The organism is Tsukamurella strandjordii (assembly GCF_039525985.1).
GTDB lineage: Bacteria > Actinomycetota > Actinomycetes > Mycobacteriales > Mycobacteriaceae > Tsukamurella > Tsukamurella strandjordii.
In genome coordinates, this window is record NZ_BAAAII010000012.1 from 202,928 (window position 1) to 218,406 (window position 15,479).

At 67.5% G+C, this 15,479-nt stretch carries 16 protein-coding genes; 12 read left to right on the forward strand and 4 right to left on the reverse strand.

The features are described from left to right. Nucleotide 1: 1 nt before the first annotated feature. The 3 genes from ABD108_RS19985 to ABD108_RS19995 are packed head-to-tail and all read right to left on the reverse strand — an operon-like array spanning nucleotide 2 to nucleotide 2,955. Nucleotides 2-1,168 carry an MlaD family protein gene (locus tag ABD108_RS19985; protein ID WP_220658365.1) on the reverse strand — a complete coding sequence of 389 codons (1,167 nt, stop codon included), beginning with the start codon at nucleotides 1,166-1,168 and terminating at the stop codon, nucleotides 2-4. A gap of 5 nt (nucleotides 1,169-1,173) precedes the next feature. After that, nucleotides 1,174-2,037 (reverse strand): ABC transporter permease, encoded by an 864-nt coding sequence (locus ABD108_RS19990; protein ID WP_220658366.1) that lies wholly within the window; start codon nucleotides 2,035-2,037, stop codon nucleotides 1,174-1,176. Between the two features lie 60 nt (nucleotides 2,038-2,097). Beyond that, entirely contained in the window at nucleotides 2,098-2,955 is an 858-nt protein-coding gene (locus ABD108_RS19995) for an MlaE family ABC transporter permease (protein ID WP_220658367.1), read from the reverse strand. A 326-nt stretch (nucleotides 2,956-3,281) separates the two neighbouring features. On the opposite strand from ABD108_RS19995, the gene ABD108_RS20000 reads away from it, so the two are divergent. The 11 genes from ABD108_RS20000 (at nucleotide 3,282) to ABD108_RS20050 (ending at nucleotide 13,009) form a co-directional block, all read left to right on the forward strand. Next, nucleotides 3,282-4,442, forward strand: coding sequence for an MraY family glycosyltransferase (locus ABD108_RS20000; RefSeq protein WP_255585773.1), 1,161 nt, complete (start codon nucleotides 3,282-3,284; stop codon nucleotides 4,440-4,442). Between the two features lie 204 nt (nucleotides 4,443-4,646). Then, nucleotides 4,647-5,063 carry an ATP synthase subunit I gene (locus ABD108_RS20005; RefSeq protein ID WP_220658369.1) on the forward strand — a complete coding sequence of 139 codons (417 nt, stop codon included), beginning with the start codon at nucleotides 4,647-4,649 and terminating at the stop codon, nucleotides 5,061-5,063. Beyond that, complete coding sequence (gene atpB / locus ABD108_RS20010; protein ID WP_220658370.1) at nucleotides 5,060-5,821, forward strand: F0F1 ATP synthase subunit A; 762 nt, start codon at nucleotides 5,060-5,062, stop codon at nucleotides 5,819-5,821. Before ABD108_RS20005 ends, atpB begins: the two co-directional genes overlap by 4 nt. A 78-nt stretch (nucleotides 5,822-5,899) precedes the next feature. Further along, nucleotides 5,900-6,145, forward strand: a complete 246-nt coding sequence (locus ABD108_RS20015) for a F0F1 ATP synthase subunit C (protein ID WP_220658371.1) — start codon at nucleotides 5,900-5,902, stop codon at nucleotides 6,143-6,145. A 29-nt stretch (nucleotides 6,146-6,174) separates the two neighbouring features. Next, entirely contained in the window at nucleotides 6,175-6,687 is a 513-nt protein-coding gene (locus ABD108_RS20020) for a F0F1 ATP synthase subunit B (RefSeq protein ID WP_220658372.1), read from the forward strand. Further along, the gene (locus ABD108_RS20025) at nucleotides 6,688-8,034 is read left to right on the forward strand and encodes a F0F1 ATP synthase subunit B/delta (RefSeq protein ID WP_220658373.1); all 1,347 of its coding nucleotides are present in this window, start codon (nucleotides 6,688-6,690) and stop codon (nucleotides 8,032-8,034) included. Between the two features lie 47 nt (nucleotides 8,035-8,081). Further along, nucleotides 8,082-9,716: a F0F1 ATP synthase subunit alpha gene (atpA, locus tag ABD108_RS20030; protein WP_220658374.1), complete on the forward strand. Its 1,635-nt coding sequence runs from the start codon at nucleotides 8,082-8,084 to the stop codon at nucleotides 9,714-9,716. Further along, entirely contained in the window at nucleotides 9,709-10,629 is a 921-nt protein-coding gene (locus ABD108_RS20035; RefSeq protein WP_220658375.1) for a F0F1 ATP synthase subunit gamma, read from the forward strand. The genes atpA and ABD108_RS20035 overlap by 8 nt, the downstream gene beginning before the upstream one ends. Before the next feature lie 18 nt (nucleotides 10,630-10,647). Continuing rightward, the gene (gene atpD, locus ABD108_RS20040; RefSeq protein WP_220658376.1) at nucleotides 10,648-12,093 is read left to right on the forward strand and encodes a F0F1 ATP synthase subunit beta; all 1,446 of its coding nucleotides are present in this window, start codon (nucleotides 10,648-10,650) and stop codon (nucleotides 12,091-12,093) included. 7 nt (nucleotides 12,094-12,100) lie between these two features. Beyond that, nucleotides 12,101-12,484 carry a F0F1 ATP synthase subunit epsilon gene (locus ABD108_RS20045; protein WP_220658377.1) on the forward strand — a complete coding sequence of 128 codons (384 nt, stop codon included), beginning with the start codon at nucleotides 12,101-12,103 and terminating at the stop codon, nucleotides 12,482-12,484. A 90-nt stretch (nucleotides 12,485-12,574) separates the two neighbouring features. Then, a complete protein-coding gene (locus tag ABD108_RS20050) occupies nucleotides 12,575-13,009 on the forward strand; it encodes a DUF2550 domain-containing protein (protein WP_255585700.1) in 435 nt (144 codons plus the stop codon). 3 nt (nucleotides 13,010-13,012) lie between these two features. On the opposite strand, the gene ABD108_RS20055 is transcribed toward ABD108_RS20050, so the two are convergent. Beyond that, nucleotides 13,013-13,588, reverse strand: a complete 576-nt coding sequence (locus ABD108_RS20055) for a cob(I)yrinic acid a,c-diamide adenosyltransferase (RefSeq protein WP_305112659.1) — start codon at nucleotides 13,586-13,588, stop codon at nucleotides 13,013-13,015. Between the two features lie 85 nt (nucleotides 13,589-13,673). On the opposite strand from ABD108_RS20055, the gene murA reads away from it, so the two are divergent. Continuing rightward, a complete protein-coding gene (gene murA, locus ABD108_RS20060) occupies nucleotides 13,674-14,927 on the forward strand; it encodes a UDP-N-acetylglucosamine 1-carboxyvinyltransferase (protein ID WP_220658379.1) in 1,254 nt (417 codons plus the stop codon). Nucleotides 14,928-15,479 lie beyond the last annotated feature (552 nt).

Consider the following 15,479-nt stretch of genomic DNA (forward strand, 5'->3'; position numbering starts at 1 on the left):
GTCAGCTCCCTGGCTTCGGGGTCGGGGTGCTCGTGGTCGGCTTCGCCGCGGGGCGGCCGGGTGCCGGCGTCGCCTTCGGATCGGCGGGCTTGGCATCGGGCTTGGCGCCCGGCGTCGGCGGCACGTAGGTGAACGTGGGGGCCGGCGGCAGGGCGGCACCGATCGCGGGGAAGTCGACGGACAGGCGCACGTTGAGGACCGGGCCGTTCGGGGTGTTCGGCATGGCCTTGCGCACGTTGTCGAGCAACTGGCCGATCTGGATGCCGACGCCGGTGGCGCTTCCGTTCGGGAAGGCGTTGAGCAGCGGCTGCATGAGGTTCACCAGCATAGGGGTCGCGATCTGCAGGCCGTTCAGGGCCTTCGGATCGAGGATCTTCTGCAGGGCGGCGCTGAGGCTGTCCTTGTTGTTGGTGATCGCGTCGAGCGTGGCCGTGCCCTGGTTGACCCAGCCCTTGTCGTGGATCGGCGCGAAGTTGAACAGGGTCCGGATCGCGGGGAGCACCTGACCGATCGAGGAGTCCGCGCTCATCAGCGTCTGCGTGACCAGCGGGAAGGTCTGCGCGGTGCTCAGCCGCTGGGTGTCCTGCACCGCCTGCGCGACATTGCCGAGGGCGGTGAACAGCGGGAGCATCGCCTTCGACGAGGCGTCGAAGTTCAGCAGGATCGAGCTCATGTTCGGCCGCAGGGCGTCGTTGTTGACGTCGCCGATGGTGACGATCATGTTCGAGACGGTGTTGTCGGTGATCTGCTTGGTGGGCGCGATCGTCGACCCCGCTTTGAGGGCGCCGCCGCCGTCGCGCGGCGTGAGGATGACCTCGGAGACGCCGAACAGGTTGCCCGCCGAGAACGCGGCCTCGAGGTTGTTGGTCAGCGACTCGCCGTCGGCCGACTTCATGGTGACGGTGACACCCTGCTGGCCGTTGGAGACGGCCTTGACGTCGGTCACCTCGCCCACCTGCACGCCCTGGATGCGCACGGGCGCACCGTCGACGATGCCGGCGGCCACGGACGGCGTGCGCAGCGTGAACGAGAACTCGTCCTTGGGCCACAACGCCTGGGCGATCCACACGATGAGCGCGATCACCAGGATGACGGCGGCGGCGATCAGGCCCCGGCGCCGCAGTACGGACCGGTCGATCGACATTCCGGGAACGGAGACGACTCCCATAGCTTTTACCCCTTGAAGTAGACCGGGGAGCTGAAGCCCCACAGCGCGACGGTCATGACGAGGTTGAGGATGACGACGGCGACGAGGCTGGCGCGGATCGCGCGCCCGGATGCCGTGCCCACGCCCTCGGGTCCGCCGGAGGCGAAGAAGCCCTGGTAGCAGTGAATGATGATCACCGCGACGAGGAAGACGGCCACCTTGATCACGGAGAAGAAGATGTCGGAGGCACTGACGAACTGGCTGAAGTAGTGCTGGTACGTGCCCGTGGGCATCCCGTACACCGTGGTCACCATCCAGGCACAGGAGAGCCAGGACAGGATCAGCGTGATCAGGTACACGGGGATCACGGCCACCAGCCCCGCGAGGACGCGGGTGGTCACGACGAAGGACACCGAGCGCAGGCCGAGTGACTCGAGCGCGTCGATCTCCTCGTTGATGCGCATCGCGCCGATCTCGGCGGTCATGCGGCAGCCGGCCTGCGCGGCGAAGCCGACGCCGGCGAGCAGGGGAGCGAACTCGCGGGTGTTGGCGAAGCTGGCCGCGACGGCGGTCAGCGGGCCCATGCCCAGCATGTTGAGGATCGCGAAACCCTGCACGGCGACGATCGCGCCCACCGTGATGCCGAGCACCGCCAGCACCGGCGCGGTACCGCCGCCGACCACGAGAGCGCCACGGCCCCATGTGATATCGGTGAGGATGTACATGATCTGCGAGCGGTAGTGCTTGATCGCGTGCGGCACCGTGCGGATGACCTCGGCGATGAACGAGACCACGTGGCCCAGCGAATCGAAGCCGGTCCAGGCCTTACCCGAGCTGCCGAACAGGTTGTAGAACCAGCGTGTGCCCCTGGGGCGGTAAATCGTTGCCATCGGTCAGCCCACCTGCGTCCGGAATGAAATGGGTTGCGTCCCAGTCGTGTCAGTCATCGGTCAGCCCACCTGCATCGGGAAGAACATCGTGGTGATCTGCGTGATGAGCAGGTTCACCGCGAAGATGACGACGAAGGACAGGACCACCGTGGCGTTCACGCCGTCGGCCACGCCGCGCGAGCCGCCCTTGGCCTCGAGGCCGCGCTGGCAGCCGATGATCGCGATGATCGTGCCGAAGATGACGGACTTCACCAGCGAGATCCACACGTCGATCGGGTGGGCGAAGGAGCCGAAGGACAGCCAGTAGGCGCCGGGGGTCACGCCCTGGCCGCCGACCGCCACCAGGTAACCGGCGATGGTGCCCACGCCGATGATGAGGAGGTTCAGCAGCGGCGAGACGATCCACGCGGCGAGCAGACGCGGCACGACGAGGCGGTTGATGGGGTTGATGCCCATCACGCGCATGGCGTCGGTCTCTTCACGGATGGTGCGGGCGCCGAGGTCGGCGGCGATGGCCGAGGCGCCGGCGCCGGCGAGCAGCAGGCCCGTCGCGATGGGCGCGCCCTGTGCGATGACGGCCAGGCCACCCGCGGCGCCCGACAGGGAGTCGGCGCCGAGCTGGTGGATGATGTTGCCGACCTGGATCGAGATGACGATGCCGAAGGGGATCGCGATGAGGATGCCGGGGAAGGCGGTGACGCCGATCATGTACCAGGTCTGGTACAGCGTTTCCTTCCACTGCAGGCGTCCGCGGGCGATGTCGCTGACCATGGAGACCAGGGTCAGGACCAGCATCCGCACGGCGCGGCCCATGGTGCGGATCGAGTCGACGACCGTGCTGGAGAAGTTCTTACTGATGATGGACCAATACGAAGGCCGCTTGGTGGCCCCCGCACTCCCCGCAACGGTTTCCGTCACTGCGTCCGTCCCCTCTCGACAGTGGCCGAATTGTGACCCGAATGACACGCACTCGGGTGTATGACCGAGCACACTATATCGGTCAGCAGGGCGATGTGCGGCATTGGCCTGCTTCGCGGGGGCCGAAGTTACTGACGAGTAGAGCGAATTCCGCTCTAGGCTGCGAAGACGCTGTTTTCTCAGGTCAACCGGGGTGGCGATGTTCTTTTATCGCAAACGGACGGCCCGGCGAAGCCGCCGGCCTCGGCGGTGCGAGTACATTCGCACGCGTGCACATCGAGGCGGCGGGCGGAGCGGTCATCGGGACCGGCGGCGCTGGAATCCCGATGCGGGAATTGCTGGTAGTGGGATTGACTGCTGCGGTTGTCACATTCTTCGCCACGTCCCTCGTGCGCGTCCTCGCCACCCGCTTCGGAGCCGTCGCGGTGCCGCGCACCCGCGATGTCCACGTGGTGCCCACGCCGCGACTCGGGGGAGTGGGCATCTACATCGGGATGGCGCTCGGCATCTTCGTGGCCGCACAGCTGCCCGCGCTCACCCGCGGCTTCGTCTACTCCCGCGATGTGATCGCGGTGGTCGTGGCCGGCGGCGTCATCGTGCTGGTCGGCGTCATCGACGACCGCTGGGGCATCGACGCGCTCACCAAACTCGTGGGCCAGATCTTCGCGGCCGGCGTGCTCGTGGTGATGGGGGTGTCCTGGAACGTCATCTACAACCCCATCGCGAACACCACCGTGGTGCTCGGCCAGCTCGAGGCCGGCCTGCTCACGGTGCTGCTCACCGTGGCCACCATCAACGCCCTCAACTTCATCGACGGGCTCGACGGTCTGCTGGCGGGCGTCGCGGCGATCGCCGCGCTCTCGATCCTGGTGTTCTCGCTCGGCCTGATGCTCGACTCGGGGGGCGACGCACCGTCGTATCCGCCCGCGATGATCGCCGCCGCCCTGTTCGGTGCGTGCATGGGATTCCTGCCGCACAACTTCCAGCCCGCCCGCATCTTCATGGGCGACTCGGGCTCGATGCTGCTGGGGCTCACTCTCGCGGCGGCCTCGACCTCGGCCACGGGGCGGATCTCCGCCAACGCCTACGGCGCGACCGATATGTTCACGCTTCTCCTGCCGCTGCTGCTCGCGGTGGCGGTGATGTTCGTGCCCATGCTCGACCTGCTGTTGGCGGTGGTGCGCCGCACGCGCGCCGGTGTCCATCCGTTCACCGCCGACAAGATGCATCTGCATCACCGGCTGCTGCAGCTGGGACACAGCCAGCGGCGGGTGGTGGTGGTCATCTACCTGTGGGTGGGTGTGTTGGGCCTGAGTGCCGCGGCCTCCACGCTGCTGCCGCCCACGCTCGTCGCGCCACTGTTCGGGGCCGGGCTGTTGAGTGCGCTGGTGTTCACCGTGGTGCCGCGAATCGTGCCGAGGCTCCGCGAACGCTATTCCGAAACGCGGAGGTCAAGCGCCTCATCCGGAGTCGATACCCGGTTATAAAGTACGACCGTTATGTAGTACTATCGGTTGTAGTTGATCGGTGAGATCGAGCGACGGGCCCCGTGTGGGGAGCGTCCCTACTTCTTGGTAGAGTCTCAGCGAATCACAAAGAATTCGTGATGTGACCCATGTCGCGGATTCGGCAGACGCCGCCGGTCGCAGCGCCCTGATCAGGGCCGCGCCCCAGACCCCGAAGGAGGGGACATGACGACGCCAGCCCCCTCCGTTGACGAGGCACAGCAGCGGCCTGTCGGCGTGAGCATGATCAATCCCATCGTCATCATGGTCGGTCTGACCGTGGTCGCCGGTGGCATCGGTACCGCCCTCGGGCATCCCTGGTTCGCCGCCTGGTTCCTGGTCGGCGGTCTGTTGGCCGTGCTCAATGCGAAGCTCGCCGTTCTCAAGGTGGCCACGGTCACCGCCGAGGACGAGCCCCGCAAGACTCCGGTCGCCGTCAACTCGATGGTGCGCCTCGGCGTGGTCTCGGTCATCGCGATCGTGATCGCCTACTTCTTCCGGCCCGATGGGCTGGGCGTGATCTTCGGCCTCGCGGTCGGTCAGATCGTCCTCGTCCTGAACACCGTCATTCCCGTTCTGAAAGGGCTTCGCCAGCAGTCATGAACACGATTCAGCTAGCCGAGGGTGGCGGCGGTATCAACGTCGCCCACTACAAGGCGATCGAGATCTTCGGGATCACCTTCCACTGGGACACCGTCCTCGCCACGGCCATCGCGGCCACGATCGTCCTCATCCTGGCGTTCATCCTCAAGGCGAAGGTCACCTCGACCGGCGTGCCGAGCGGTGTGCAGCTGTTCTGGGAGGCCATCACCATTCAGCTCCGCGGGCAGATCGAGTCCGCGATCGGCATGCGCGTCGCACCCTTCCTGCTGCCGCTGGCCATCGCGCTGTTCACGCTGATCCTGGCCGCCAACTGGCTGGCCGTGCTGCCGCAGCAGTACACCGGCCCGGACGGTAAGCCCGCTGAGATCTTCCTGCCCCCGGCCGCCGACGTGAGCTTCGTGTACGCGCTCGTGCTGGTCGTCTACATCGGCTACCACGCCGCCGGTTTCCGCACGCACGGCGCGCTCGGCTACCCGGCGAAGGTGGTCCGGGGCCACGCGATCGGCCTGGCGCCGATCAACGTGATCGAGGAGCTCGTCTCCAAGCCGCTCTCGCTGGCCCTGCGACTGTTCGGCAACGTCTTCGCCGGCACCGTCATGGTCGCGGTCATCGCGATGCTGCCGGCCTACGTGCTGTGGTTCCCGAACTCCCTGTGGAAGTCCTTCGAGCTCTTCGTCGGCCTCATCCAGGCGTTCATCTTCTCGCTGCTGACCATCCTGTACTTCTCCACTGCCATGGAGAAGACGGACCACCACTGACTTGTCGTGGCCCGCACCGGGCCACGGCTGCATAGACCCTGGTAGGCCGACTACCAGAAACCGAAAGGGAAAAGATAAATGGATCCGAACATCGCGCAGGGTGCCCTCATCGGCGGCGGCCTGATCATGGGTGGCGGCGCCATCGGCGCCGGTATCGGTAACGGTCTCGCCGGTTCCCAGCTCGTCGCCGGCATCGCGCGGCAGCCGGAGGCCCAGGGCCGCCTGATGACCCCGTTCTTCATCACTGTTGGTCTGGTCGAGGCCGCGTACTTCATCAACCTGGCCTTCATGGCTCTGTTCGTCTTCGCGAACCCCCTCGGCTGATTCCATTCCAGAGAAACGGGACTGACGTCATGCAGCTCGCTGCGGATAACTTTCTACTCCCCACAACGGGAACCTTCTTTGCGTGCCTGATCATCTTCCTGATCGTGCTCGCGGTGATCTGGTTCTTCGTGGCCCCTTCGATTCAGCAGGTCCTGGATGATCGCGAGAAGATGATCAACCAGACCGCGAACGACGGTCGCGCGGCGGCCAAGGGGTTCGAGGACGCCGAGGCCGAGTACCGCGCGGGGCTCGCCTCCGCTCGGGGCGAGGCCGGCAGCATCCGCGACGAGGCGCGCGCCACCGGCCGCGCTTCGATGGAGGAGCAGAAGCAGCGGGCCAGCGCCGAGGCGGATGCGATCACGCGCGAGAAGACCGAGCAGCTGCGCGCCGCGGGCGATTCCGCGGCCGCGGCGGCACGGACCGATCTCGCTCCGCTCTCGGCGTCGTTGGCGAGCCGCGTGCTCGGCTTCGACGTGACGCAGGACCCGGCCCTCAAGACGAAGCTGGATGAGATCTCGAACCAGAAGGTGGTGAAGAACTAGATGGGCGTATTGATCGGTAACCTCATCGCTTTCGCGGTCATCCTCTTCGTCCTGTGGAAGTACGTCGTCCCCGTGGTGAAGCGACTCATGAAGGAGCGCCAGGACACCGTCCGCGCGCAGCTGGAGGAGTCGCGCACCGCGCAGGAGAAGCTGTCGCAGGCCGGCCAGGCCGGCGATCGCGCCCGTGAGGACGCGGCCCGTGAGGGCAGCCAGATCCGCGACGAGGCCCGCGGCGACGCGGACGCCATCCGCGAGGAGCTGCGCCTCCAGACCGAGCGCGAGGTCGCCCGGATCGGCGAGCACGGCCAGGGCCAGGTCTCGCTGAACCGCAGCAACCTCGTGCGCGGCTACCGTGCCGAGCTCGGCACCGAGGCCGTCGACGTGGCCGGACAGCTCGTCCGCAGCCACCTCGCCGACCCCGCCAACCAGTCCGCATCGGTCGACCGCTCGCTCACCGAGCTCGAGTCGATGACCCAGGGCGCCGACGAGGTGCGCGTGACCGAGGCCGATCGCATCGGCACCCGTTCGCTGCGCGCCGCCAGCCGCGACGCGCTGCGTCAGCTGGCCGCCGGCTTCGATCAGCGCACCGCCTCCGTCGAGGAGGCCGCGCTGGCCAAGGTCGCCGACGATCTGGCCGATGTGGTGAACGTGCTCAACGAGCAGCCGGTGCTGCGCAAGCACCTCGCCGAGTCGGCGGAGGCCCCCGAGGCGAAGCGTCAGCTGGTCTCGAACCTGTTCGGCGGCAAGATCAGCGACGAGGCCGCGGCCTTCGTCCAGGACGCCGCCGCGTCCAAGTGGTCCTCGCCCGCCGACTTCGTGACCGCGATCGAGCGCCAGGCCCGCGTGGCCGTGCTGCTCGGCGCCGAGCGTGCCGGCAAGCTCGACGAGACCGAGGACGAGCTGTTCCGCGCGGGACGCATCCTCGAGAGCGAGCCGAAGCTCACCGCCGCTCTGTCCGACACCCGGGCACCTGCAGCCGCGCGGATCGCGCTGCTGGACAAGGTCTTCGGCGGCAAGGTGAATCCGTTCACCCAGGCGCTGCTGCGCCAGACGGTGCGCCTGGTGCGCGTCGGACGCGTGGACGCCGCCGTGGCGTCGATCGCCGAGCTGGCCGCCGCCCGGCGCGGCGAGTCGGTCGCGGTGGTCGAATCGGCCGTCGCGCTCACCGATGCCCAGCGGACCCGCACCGCGGACCTGCTGGCCCGCATCTACCAGCGCAAGATCGCGGTGCAGACCGAGGTCGTCCCCGAGCTCCTGGGCGGCCTGCGCATCACGGTGGGCAACGAGGTCATCGAGGCCGACATCGCGTCGCGGCTCGACAAGGCCGCCGAGCAGCTGCCCCGTTAACACACACAAACTTCCACCCAGAACACAAAAGAGGGAAACGAGTACTCATGGCTGAGTTGACGATCTCAACCGACGACGTCAAGGGCGCGATCGAGCAGTACGTCTCGACGTTCGAGGCCGACGCCTCCCGCGAGGAGATCGGCACCGTCTCCGATACCGCCGACGGCATCGCCCACGTGACGGGTCTGCCCGGCGCGATGGCGAATGAGCTGCTCGAGTTCCCCGGTGGGGTGCTCGGCGTGGCCCTGAACCTCGACGAGGACGAGATCGGCGCCGTCATCCTCGGTAACTACGAGTCGCTCGAGGAGGGCCAGCAGGTCCGCCGCACCGGCGACGTGCTGTCCGTGCCCGTGGGCGACAAGTTCCTGGGCCGCGTGGTGAACCCGCTGGGTCAGCCGATCGACGGCCTGGGCGACATCGAGGCCGAGGAGCAGCGAGTCCTCGAGCTGCAGGCCGCCACCGTGCTCGAGCGCCAGCCCGTGGAGGAGTCGCTCGCCACCGGCATCAAGGCCATCGACGCCATGACCGCCATCGGCCGCGGCCAGCGCCAGCTGGTGATCGGCGACCGCAAGACCGGCAAGACCGCCGTCTGCGTCGACACGATCCTCAACCAGAAGGCGAACTGGGAGACCGGCGACCCGACCAAGCAGGTCCGCTGCATCTACGTCGCCATCGGCCAGAAGGGCTCGACGATCGCCGGCGTGAAGGCCGCGCTCGACGAGGCCGGCGCCATGGAGTACACCACCATCGTGGCCGCTCCCGCGTCCGACTCGGCCGGCTTCAAGTGGCTCGCCCCGTACACCGGCTCGGCCCTCGGCCAGCACTGGATGTACCAGGGCAAGCACGTCCTCATCGTCTTCGACGACCTGTCGAAGCAGGCCGAGGCCTACCGCGCCATCTCGCTGCTGCTGCGCCGCCCGCCGGGCCGCGAGGCCTACCCGGGTGACGTCTTCTACCTGCACTCGCGCCTGCTGGAGCGTTCGGCGAAGCTGTCCGACGCCCTCGGCGGCGGTTCGATGACGGCGCTGCCGATCATCGAGACCAAGGCCAACGACGTCTCGGCGTTCATCCCGACCAACGTCATCTCGATCACCGACGGCCAGGTCTTCCTCGAGTCCGACCTGTTCAACAAGGGCGTCCGCCCCGCGATCAACGTCGGTACCTCGGTGTCCCGCGTCGGTGGCGCCGCGCAGACCAAGGGCCTGAAGAAGGTCTCGGGCTCGCTGCGTCTGGAGCTGGCCCAGTTCCGTGAGCTGGAGGCCTTCTCGGCCTTCGCCTCGGACCTCGACGACGCCTCGAAGGCGCAGCTGGCCCGTGGCGCCCGCTGGGTCGAGCTGCTCAAGCAGGACCAGTACAGCCCTGTCTCCGTCGAGGACGAGATCGTCTCGATCTACCTCTGCGGTGAGGGCTTCTACGACTCGGTGCCGGTCGACGACGTCCGTCGCTTCGACGCCGAGCTGCTGAGCCACCTGCACCACGCCGCCTCGGGCGTGTACGAGTCCATCGCGGGCGGCAAGGTGCTCGAGAAGGACCAGGCCAAGATCCTCGAGGCCGAGACCGACAAGTTCAAGCAGAGCTTCCTCGCCTCCGACGGTTCGCGCGTGGTGAACGAGGCGGACGCGGACGCCCTCCCCGCCGAGGACGTCGAGCAGGAGACGATCAAGGTCAAGCGCAATGGCTAGTATCCGAGAGCTGCGCTCGCGGATCCGGTCGGTCAACTCGACCAAGAAGATCACCAAGGCGCAGGAGCTGATCGCGACCTCGCGGATCACCAAGGCGCAGGCGCGAGTGGCGGCCGCCAAGCCCTACTCCGAGGAGATGACCGCGGTCCTCTCCGAGCTCGCCAGCAAGTCGGGTTCGCTCGATCACCCGCTGCTGACCGAGCGCCCGAAGGCCAAGCGCGCCGCGATCCTCGTGGTGAGCTCGGACCGCGGCATGTGCGGCGGCTACAACTCGAACGTGCTGCGTGAGACGCGCGAGCTCATCGAGCTGCTGAAGTCGGAGGGCAAGGAGCCCGTCCTGTACACCATGGGACAGAAGGGGCTCGACTACTTCACCTTCCGCGGCCAGCAGGTCGCCGGATCGTGGACCGGTTTCTCGCAGCAGCCGCACCACACGGACGCGGTCGCCGCGACCGAGACGCTGGTGAAGCTCTTCGAGGCCGGCTCGGACGAGTACGTGACGATCGACGGCACGGAGACGCACGGCGTCGACGAGCTGCACATCGTGTACACGCGCTTCGTGTCGATGCTCTCGCAGACCCCCGAGGTTCGCCGGATGGCGCCCCTCGTGGTCGAGGAGGCCGACGACACGGCGACCGACGACGGTCCGGAGCGGAACTTCACCTTCGAGCCGGGTGCGGACACGCTGCTGTCGGCCCTGCTGCCGAAGTACATCGCCACCCGCGTCTTCGCGGCCCTGCTCGACTCCGCGGCGTCCGAGAACGCCGCGCGTCGTACGGCCATGAAGGCGGCCACCGACAACGCCAACGATCTGGCTGTCTCGCTCTCCCGTGAGGCCAACCAGCTCCGTCAGGCGCAGATCACCCAGGAAATCAGCGAAATCGTCGGTGGCGCCGGCGCCCTCGCAAACTAAGAAACGGGATTAGAAAGTATGACTACAGCTACCCAGCCCGCGTCGGCGGGCACCGCTGCGGCCACCGGTCGCGTGACGCGGGTCATCGGCCCCGTCGTCGACATCGAGTTCCCGCGCGGCGCCGTTCCCGACCTGTTCAACGCCCTGCACGCGGAGATCACCCTCCCGTCCGTGGCCAAGACGCTGACCCTCGAGGTCGCGCAGCACCTGGGCGACAACCTGGTGCGCGCCATCTCGATGCAGCCCACCGACGGCCTGGTCCGCGGCACCGACGTCACCGACTCGGGCTTCCCGATCCGCGTGCCCGTCGGCGATGTCGTCAAGGGCCACGTCTTCAACGCCCTCGGCGACTGCCTGGACACCCCCGGACTCGGCCGTGACGGCGAGCAGTGGGGCATCCACCGCAAGCCCCCGGCCTTCGATCAGCTCGAGGGTAAGACCGAGATCCTGGAGACGGGCATCAAGGTCATCGACCTGCTGACCCCGTACGTCAAGGGCGGCAAGATCGGTCTGTTCGGTGGTGCCGGCGTCGGCAAGACCGTTCTGATCCAGGAGATGATCACCCGTATCGCGCGCGAGTTCTCGGGCACCTCGGTGTTCGCGGGCGTCGGCGAGCGTACTCGTGAGGGCACCGACCTCCACCTCGAGATGGAGGAGATGGGCGTTCTTCAGGACACCGCCTTGGTGTTCGGTCAGATGGACGAGCCGCCGGGCACGCGTATGCGCGTCGCCCTCTCGGCCCTGACCATGGCCGAGTACTTCCGCGATGTCCAGCACCAGGACGTGCTGCTGTTCATCGACAACATCTTCCGGTTCACGCAGGCCGGTTCCGAGGTCTCGACCCTGCTGGGTCGTATGCCTTCGGCCGTGGGTTACCAGCCGACGCTGGCGGACGAGATGGGTGAGCTCCAGGAGCGCATCACCTCGACCAAGGGCCGGTCCATCACGTCGCTGCAGGCCATCTACGTGCCCGCCGACGACTACACCGACCCGGCGCCGGCCACCACCTTCGCGCACCTCGATGCGACCACCGAGCTCTCGCGTCCGATCTCGCAGCTGGGTATCTACCCCGCCGTGGATCCGCTGACGTCGACCTCGCGCATCCTCGAGGCCTCGATCGTGGGCGACAACCACTTCCGCGTGGCCAACGAGGTCAAGCGCATCCTGCAGAAGTACAAGGAGCTGCAGGACATCATCGCCATCCTCGGTATGGATGAGCTCTCGGAAGAGGACAAGGTCACGGTGCAGCGCGCTCGCCGTATCCAGAAGTTCCTCGGCCAGAACTTCATCGTCGCCGAGAAGTTCACCGGCGAGAAGGGCTCGGTCGTGCCGCTGGCCGACACCATCGAGGCCTTCGACCGCGTGTGCAAGGGCGAGTTCGATCACCTGCCCGAGCAGGCGTTCAACAGCTGTGGTGGTCTCGACGACGTCGAGGCGGCCGCGAAGAAGATCGCCGGGAAGTGACCTTCAATTGGCTGACACGGCATTTCAGGTAGAGGTCGTCTCCGTCGAGGAGCGGCTGTGGTCGGGCGAGGCGAGCTACGTCATCGCCCAGACCACGGAGGGTGAGCTGGGTGTCCTGGCTCATCACGAGCCGCTGTTCGGCCAGCTCGTCCAGGGTGGCGCTGTCGCCATCCAGACGACGGCCGGCGAGCGACTCGCCGCCGCCATCCGCGGAGGGTTCCTCTCGGTGACGGGCGAGAAGGTCACGGTCCTGGCCGACGGCGCCGAGTGGGCTTCGTCGCTGGACGAGGCCACGGTGCGTCGCGAGCTGGACGCCGCGCCGGACGGGTCCGACGAGCAGGTGGTGGCGCAGGGACGGCTGCGCGCCCTCGAATACCTCGCGGGCAAGTAGAGTAGAGATAGCAGCGTGAAGCCGGTGGCCCGGTGAACGGGCCACCGGCTTTCGCGTATCCGCGGTAGAGGTGCGAAGGGTGGCGATCAGGTGGATGTGGGCGTAGCGGTCTTCGGCGCGGCTGTCCTCATCCTCGTGCTGCTCGCCGTCGGTGCGGTGATCGCCCTGCGGCTCTACAGCCTCCGCGTCGCCGGCGTCCCGATCATCCTCCGTTATCTGCCCGCGCAGCCCGAGCAGGGCTGGCGCCACGGCACCCTCCGGTACGACGATCACGAGCTGAAGTACTACCGGCTCACCAGCATTCGGCTCGGCCCCAGTTGGACCTTGCCGCGCGGCGAGACCGAGATCATCGGTCGCCGCGCACCGTCGGGCACCGAACTCGATGTGATCGATCCCGATATGGTGATCGTCCACGCGGCCACGCCCGACGGGGAGACCGAGCTCGCCTTCGCGAGGGACGGTCTGACCGCCTTCCAGTCCTGGCTCGAGTCGCGGCCCTCGCCGCGCCGCCAGCGGCTGGAGTAGGGCTCAGTCCCGCTCGCCGCCCGGCCGCCAGAGCACATCTCCGTCGGGATTGGCCACGCGGGACAGGATGAACAACAGGTCCGAGAGCCGGTTGAGGTACTTCGCCGGCAGCACCGAGACCGTCTCGCCGTGTTCGGCGACCGCTTCCCACGCCGACCGCTCCGCCCGGCGCACCACCGTGCGCGCCACGTGCAGGTAGGCGGCCAAGGGGGTACCGCCGGGCAGCACGAACGAATCCAGCTTGGGGAGATCGGCGTTGTACTCGTCGCACCAGCCCTCGAGCCGCTCGATGTAATCGGGCGTCACCCGCAGGGGCGGGTATTCGGGGTCGTCGACGATCGGGTTGGACAGGTCCGCGCCCACGTCGAACAGGTCGTTCTGGATCCGGAGCAGGACCGCGGCCAACTCCGGTGGGGGAGCGCCGACGGTGACCGCCACCCCCAGGGCGGCGTTCGCCTCGTCGCAATCGGCGTACGCCCGCAGGCGCGCATCGGACTTCGGAACCCGGGAGAAGTCGCCGAGACCGGTGGTCCCGTCGTCTCCGGTCCGGGTGTAGATCCGGGTGAGGTGTACCGCCATAGGTCCAGGGTATCGCCGTGGCGACGGGACGCGGCTCGTCGCGGTGAGATGTGTCCGTTCGCCGCAGTGCCCTAGGGTGAGGGCCGTGGGTGAGAAGTTTCTAGTGCATGGCGGAGCCCGGTTGACCGGCGAGGTCACCGTGGGCGGCGCGAAGAACAGCGTCCTCAAACTGATGGCGGCGGCGTTGCTCGCGGAGGGCACGTCGGTGCTCACCAATTGCCCCGAGATCCTGGACGTGCCCCTGATGGCGGACGTCCTGCGCGGTCTCGGTGCGGAGGTGGAGCTCGACGGGGACACGGCGCGCATCACCACGCCGGCCGTGCTCAATCACCGCGCGGACTTCGACGCGGTCAAGCAGTTCCGCGCCTCGGTGTGCGTGCTGGGCCCGCTGATGGCGCGCGAGCACCGCGCCGTGGTGGCGCTCCCGGGTGGCGACGCGATCGGATCGCGCCCCCTGGACATGCACCAGTCCGGGTTGCGCGCCCTCGGTGCCACGAGCTCGATCGAGCACGGATGCGTTGTGGCTCAGGCGGATTCGCTGACCGGTGCGGAGATCACGCTGGAGTTCCCCTCGGTGGGGGCCACGGAGAACATCCTCATGGCGGCGGTTCTCGCCAGCGGTCTCACCGTGATCAGCAATGTGGCCCGCGAGCCGGAGATCGTGGATCTGTGCACGATGCTGGTGCAGATGGGTGCCGATATCGAGGGGATCGGGACCGACACCCTGATGGTGCGGGGAGTGGAGAAGCTGCACCCCACGGAGCACCGGGTGATCGGCGACCGCATCGTGGCGGCCACGTGGGGATTCGCCGCGGTGATGACCCGCGGCGACATCACGGTGAACGGGATCGCCCCCGACACGCTGGGTGTCGTCCTGCAGAAGCTGCAGGACGCCGGCGCCACGGTCACCGAGCGTGCCGACGGTTTCCGCATCGCCTCGCCCGAACGTCCGCACGCCGTGAACGTGGCGACCCTCCCGTTCCCGGGATTCCCGACCGACCTGCAGCCGATGGCCATCGGCATGGCGTGCGTCGCGGACGGCACGTCGATGATCACCGAGAACGTCTTCGAGGCGCGGTTCCGTTTCGTCGAGGAGATGGTGCGGCTGGGTGCGGATGCCCGCACCGACGGTCATCACGCCGTGATCAGGGGAGTGGAGCAGCTCTCGAGCGCGCCCGTCTGGTCGACCGACATCCGTGCCGGCGTGGGCCTGGTGCTGGCGGGCCTGTGCGCCGACGGGGTGACCGAGGTGCACGACGTCTTCCACATCGACCGCGGATATCCGAACTTCGTGGGGGTGCTGACCGCGCTGGGCGGGCGGATCGAGCGGGTTTCCTGACTCGGTAGCCACTGCGGGCGCGGAACAGCGCGGAAGACGCGCATGTTTCCCACCCCTGACCTGCCGATTTGTGTACTGCGCTCGATGTGTGTAACTTATTTCAAGTCAGCGCGCCACGGCGCCGCCCGGAGGGCCCACCGAGACCAGCTTCTAGCTGGGATTTCGAAGCCGCCACCGGATGTCGGAAACCGGGACTGATCGGAAACGATCATCGCGCTGGCCACCACGGAAGAGAACCTACGATCTCGAACGCGCTTCACGGCGGGTTCGTGAGGCTCTCCCATGTGGTGCGGCGGACTCAGACCGAGTCCGGCCGCGGCCCGCCGGAAGGCGAGTTGCGGACGAGAATCCGGTCTGCTAAGCTAGAACGGTTGCTCCGAGCAGCCCGCCTTGACAGGCGGAGAGCGAGGATGTAACCTGGAACGGTTGCCTGCGAAGGTATCCAATCCGCCAAAAACACTACGAATTCTTCGGGGTTCGTTGGGCGGTGCGGGCCGCGTTGGGCGTGTTCTTTGAGAACTCAACAGTGTGTCGATGAATTGTCAGTGCCAA

Excerpts from the sequence above, each read along its gene's own strand:
- ABD108_RS19985 (WP_220658365.1), bottom strand. The coding sequence starts at position 1,168 with ATGGGAGTCGTCTCCGTTCCCGGAATGTCGATCGACCGGTCCGTACTG.
- ABD108_RS19990 (WP_220658366.1), bottom strand. The coding sequence starts at position 2,037 with ATGGCAACGATTTACCGCCCCAGGGGCACACGCTGGTTCTACAACCTG.
- ABD108_RS20000 (WP_255585773.1), top strand. The coding sequence starts at position 3,282 with ATGCGGGAATTGCTGGTAGTGGGATTGACTGCTGCGGTTGTCACATTC.
- ABD108_RS20005 (WP_220658369.1), top strand. The coding sequence starts at position 4,647 with ATGACGACGCCAGCCCCCTCCGTTGACGAGGCACAGCAGCGGCCTGTC.
- atpB (WP_220658370.1), top strand. The coding sequence starts at position 5,060 with ATGAACACGATTCAGCTAGCCGAGGGTGGCGGCGGTATCAACGTCGCC.
- ABD108_RS20015 (WP_220658371.1), top strand. The coding sequence starts at position 5,900 with ATGGATCCGAACATCGCGCAGGGTGCCCTCATCGGCGGCGGCCTGATC.
- ABD108_RS20020 (WP_220658372.1), top strand. The coding sequence starts at position 6,175 with ATGCAGCTCGCTGCGGATAACTTTCTACTCCCCACAACGGGAACCTTC.
- ABD108_RS20025 (WP_220658373.1), top strand. The coding sequence starts at position 6,688 with ATGGGCGTATTGATCGGTAACCTCATCGCTTTCGCGGTCATCCTCTTC.
- atpA (WP_220658374.1), top strand. The coding sequence starts at position 8,082 with ATGGCTGAGTTGACGATCTCAACCGACGACGTCAAGGGCGCGATCGAG.
- ABD108_RS20035 (WP_220658375.1), top strand. The coding sequence starts at position 9,709 with ATGGCTAGTATCCGAGAGCTGCGCTCGCGGATCCGGTCGGTCAACTCG.
- atpD (WP_220658376.1), top strand. The coding sequence starts at position 10,648 with ATGACTACAGCTACCCAGCCCGCGTCGGCGGGCACCGCTGCGGCCACC.
- ABD108_RS20055 (WP_305112659.1), bottom strand. The coding sequence starts at position 13,588 with ATGGCGGTACACCTCACCCGGATCTACACCCGGACCGGAGACGACGGG.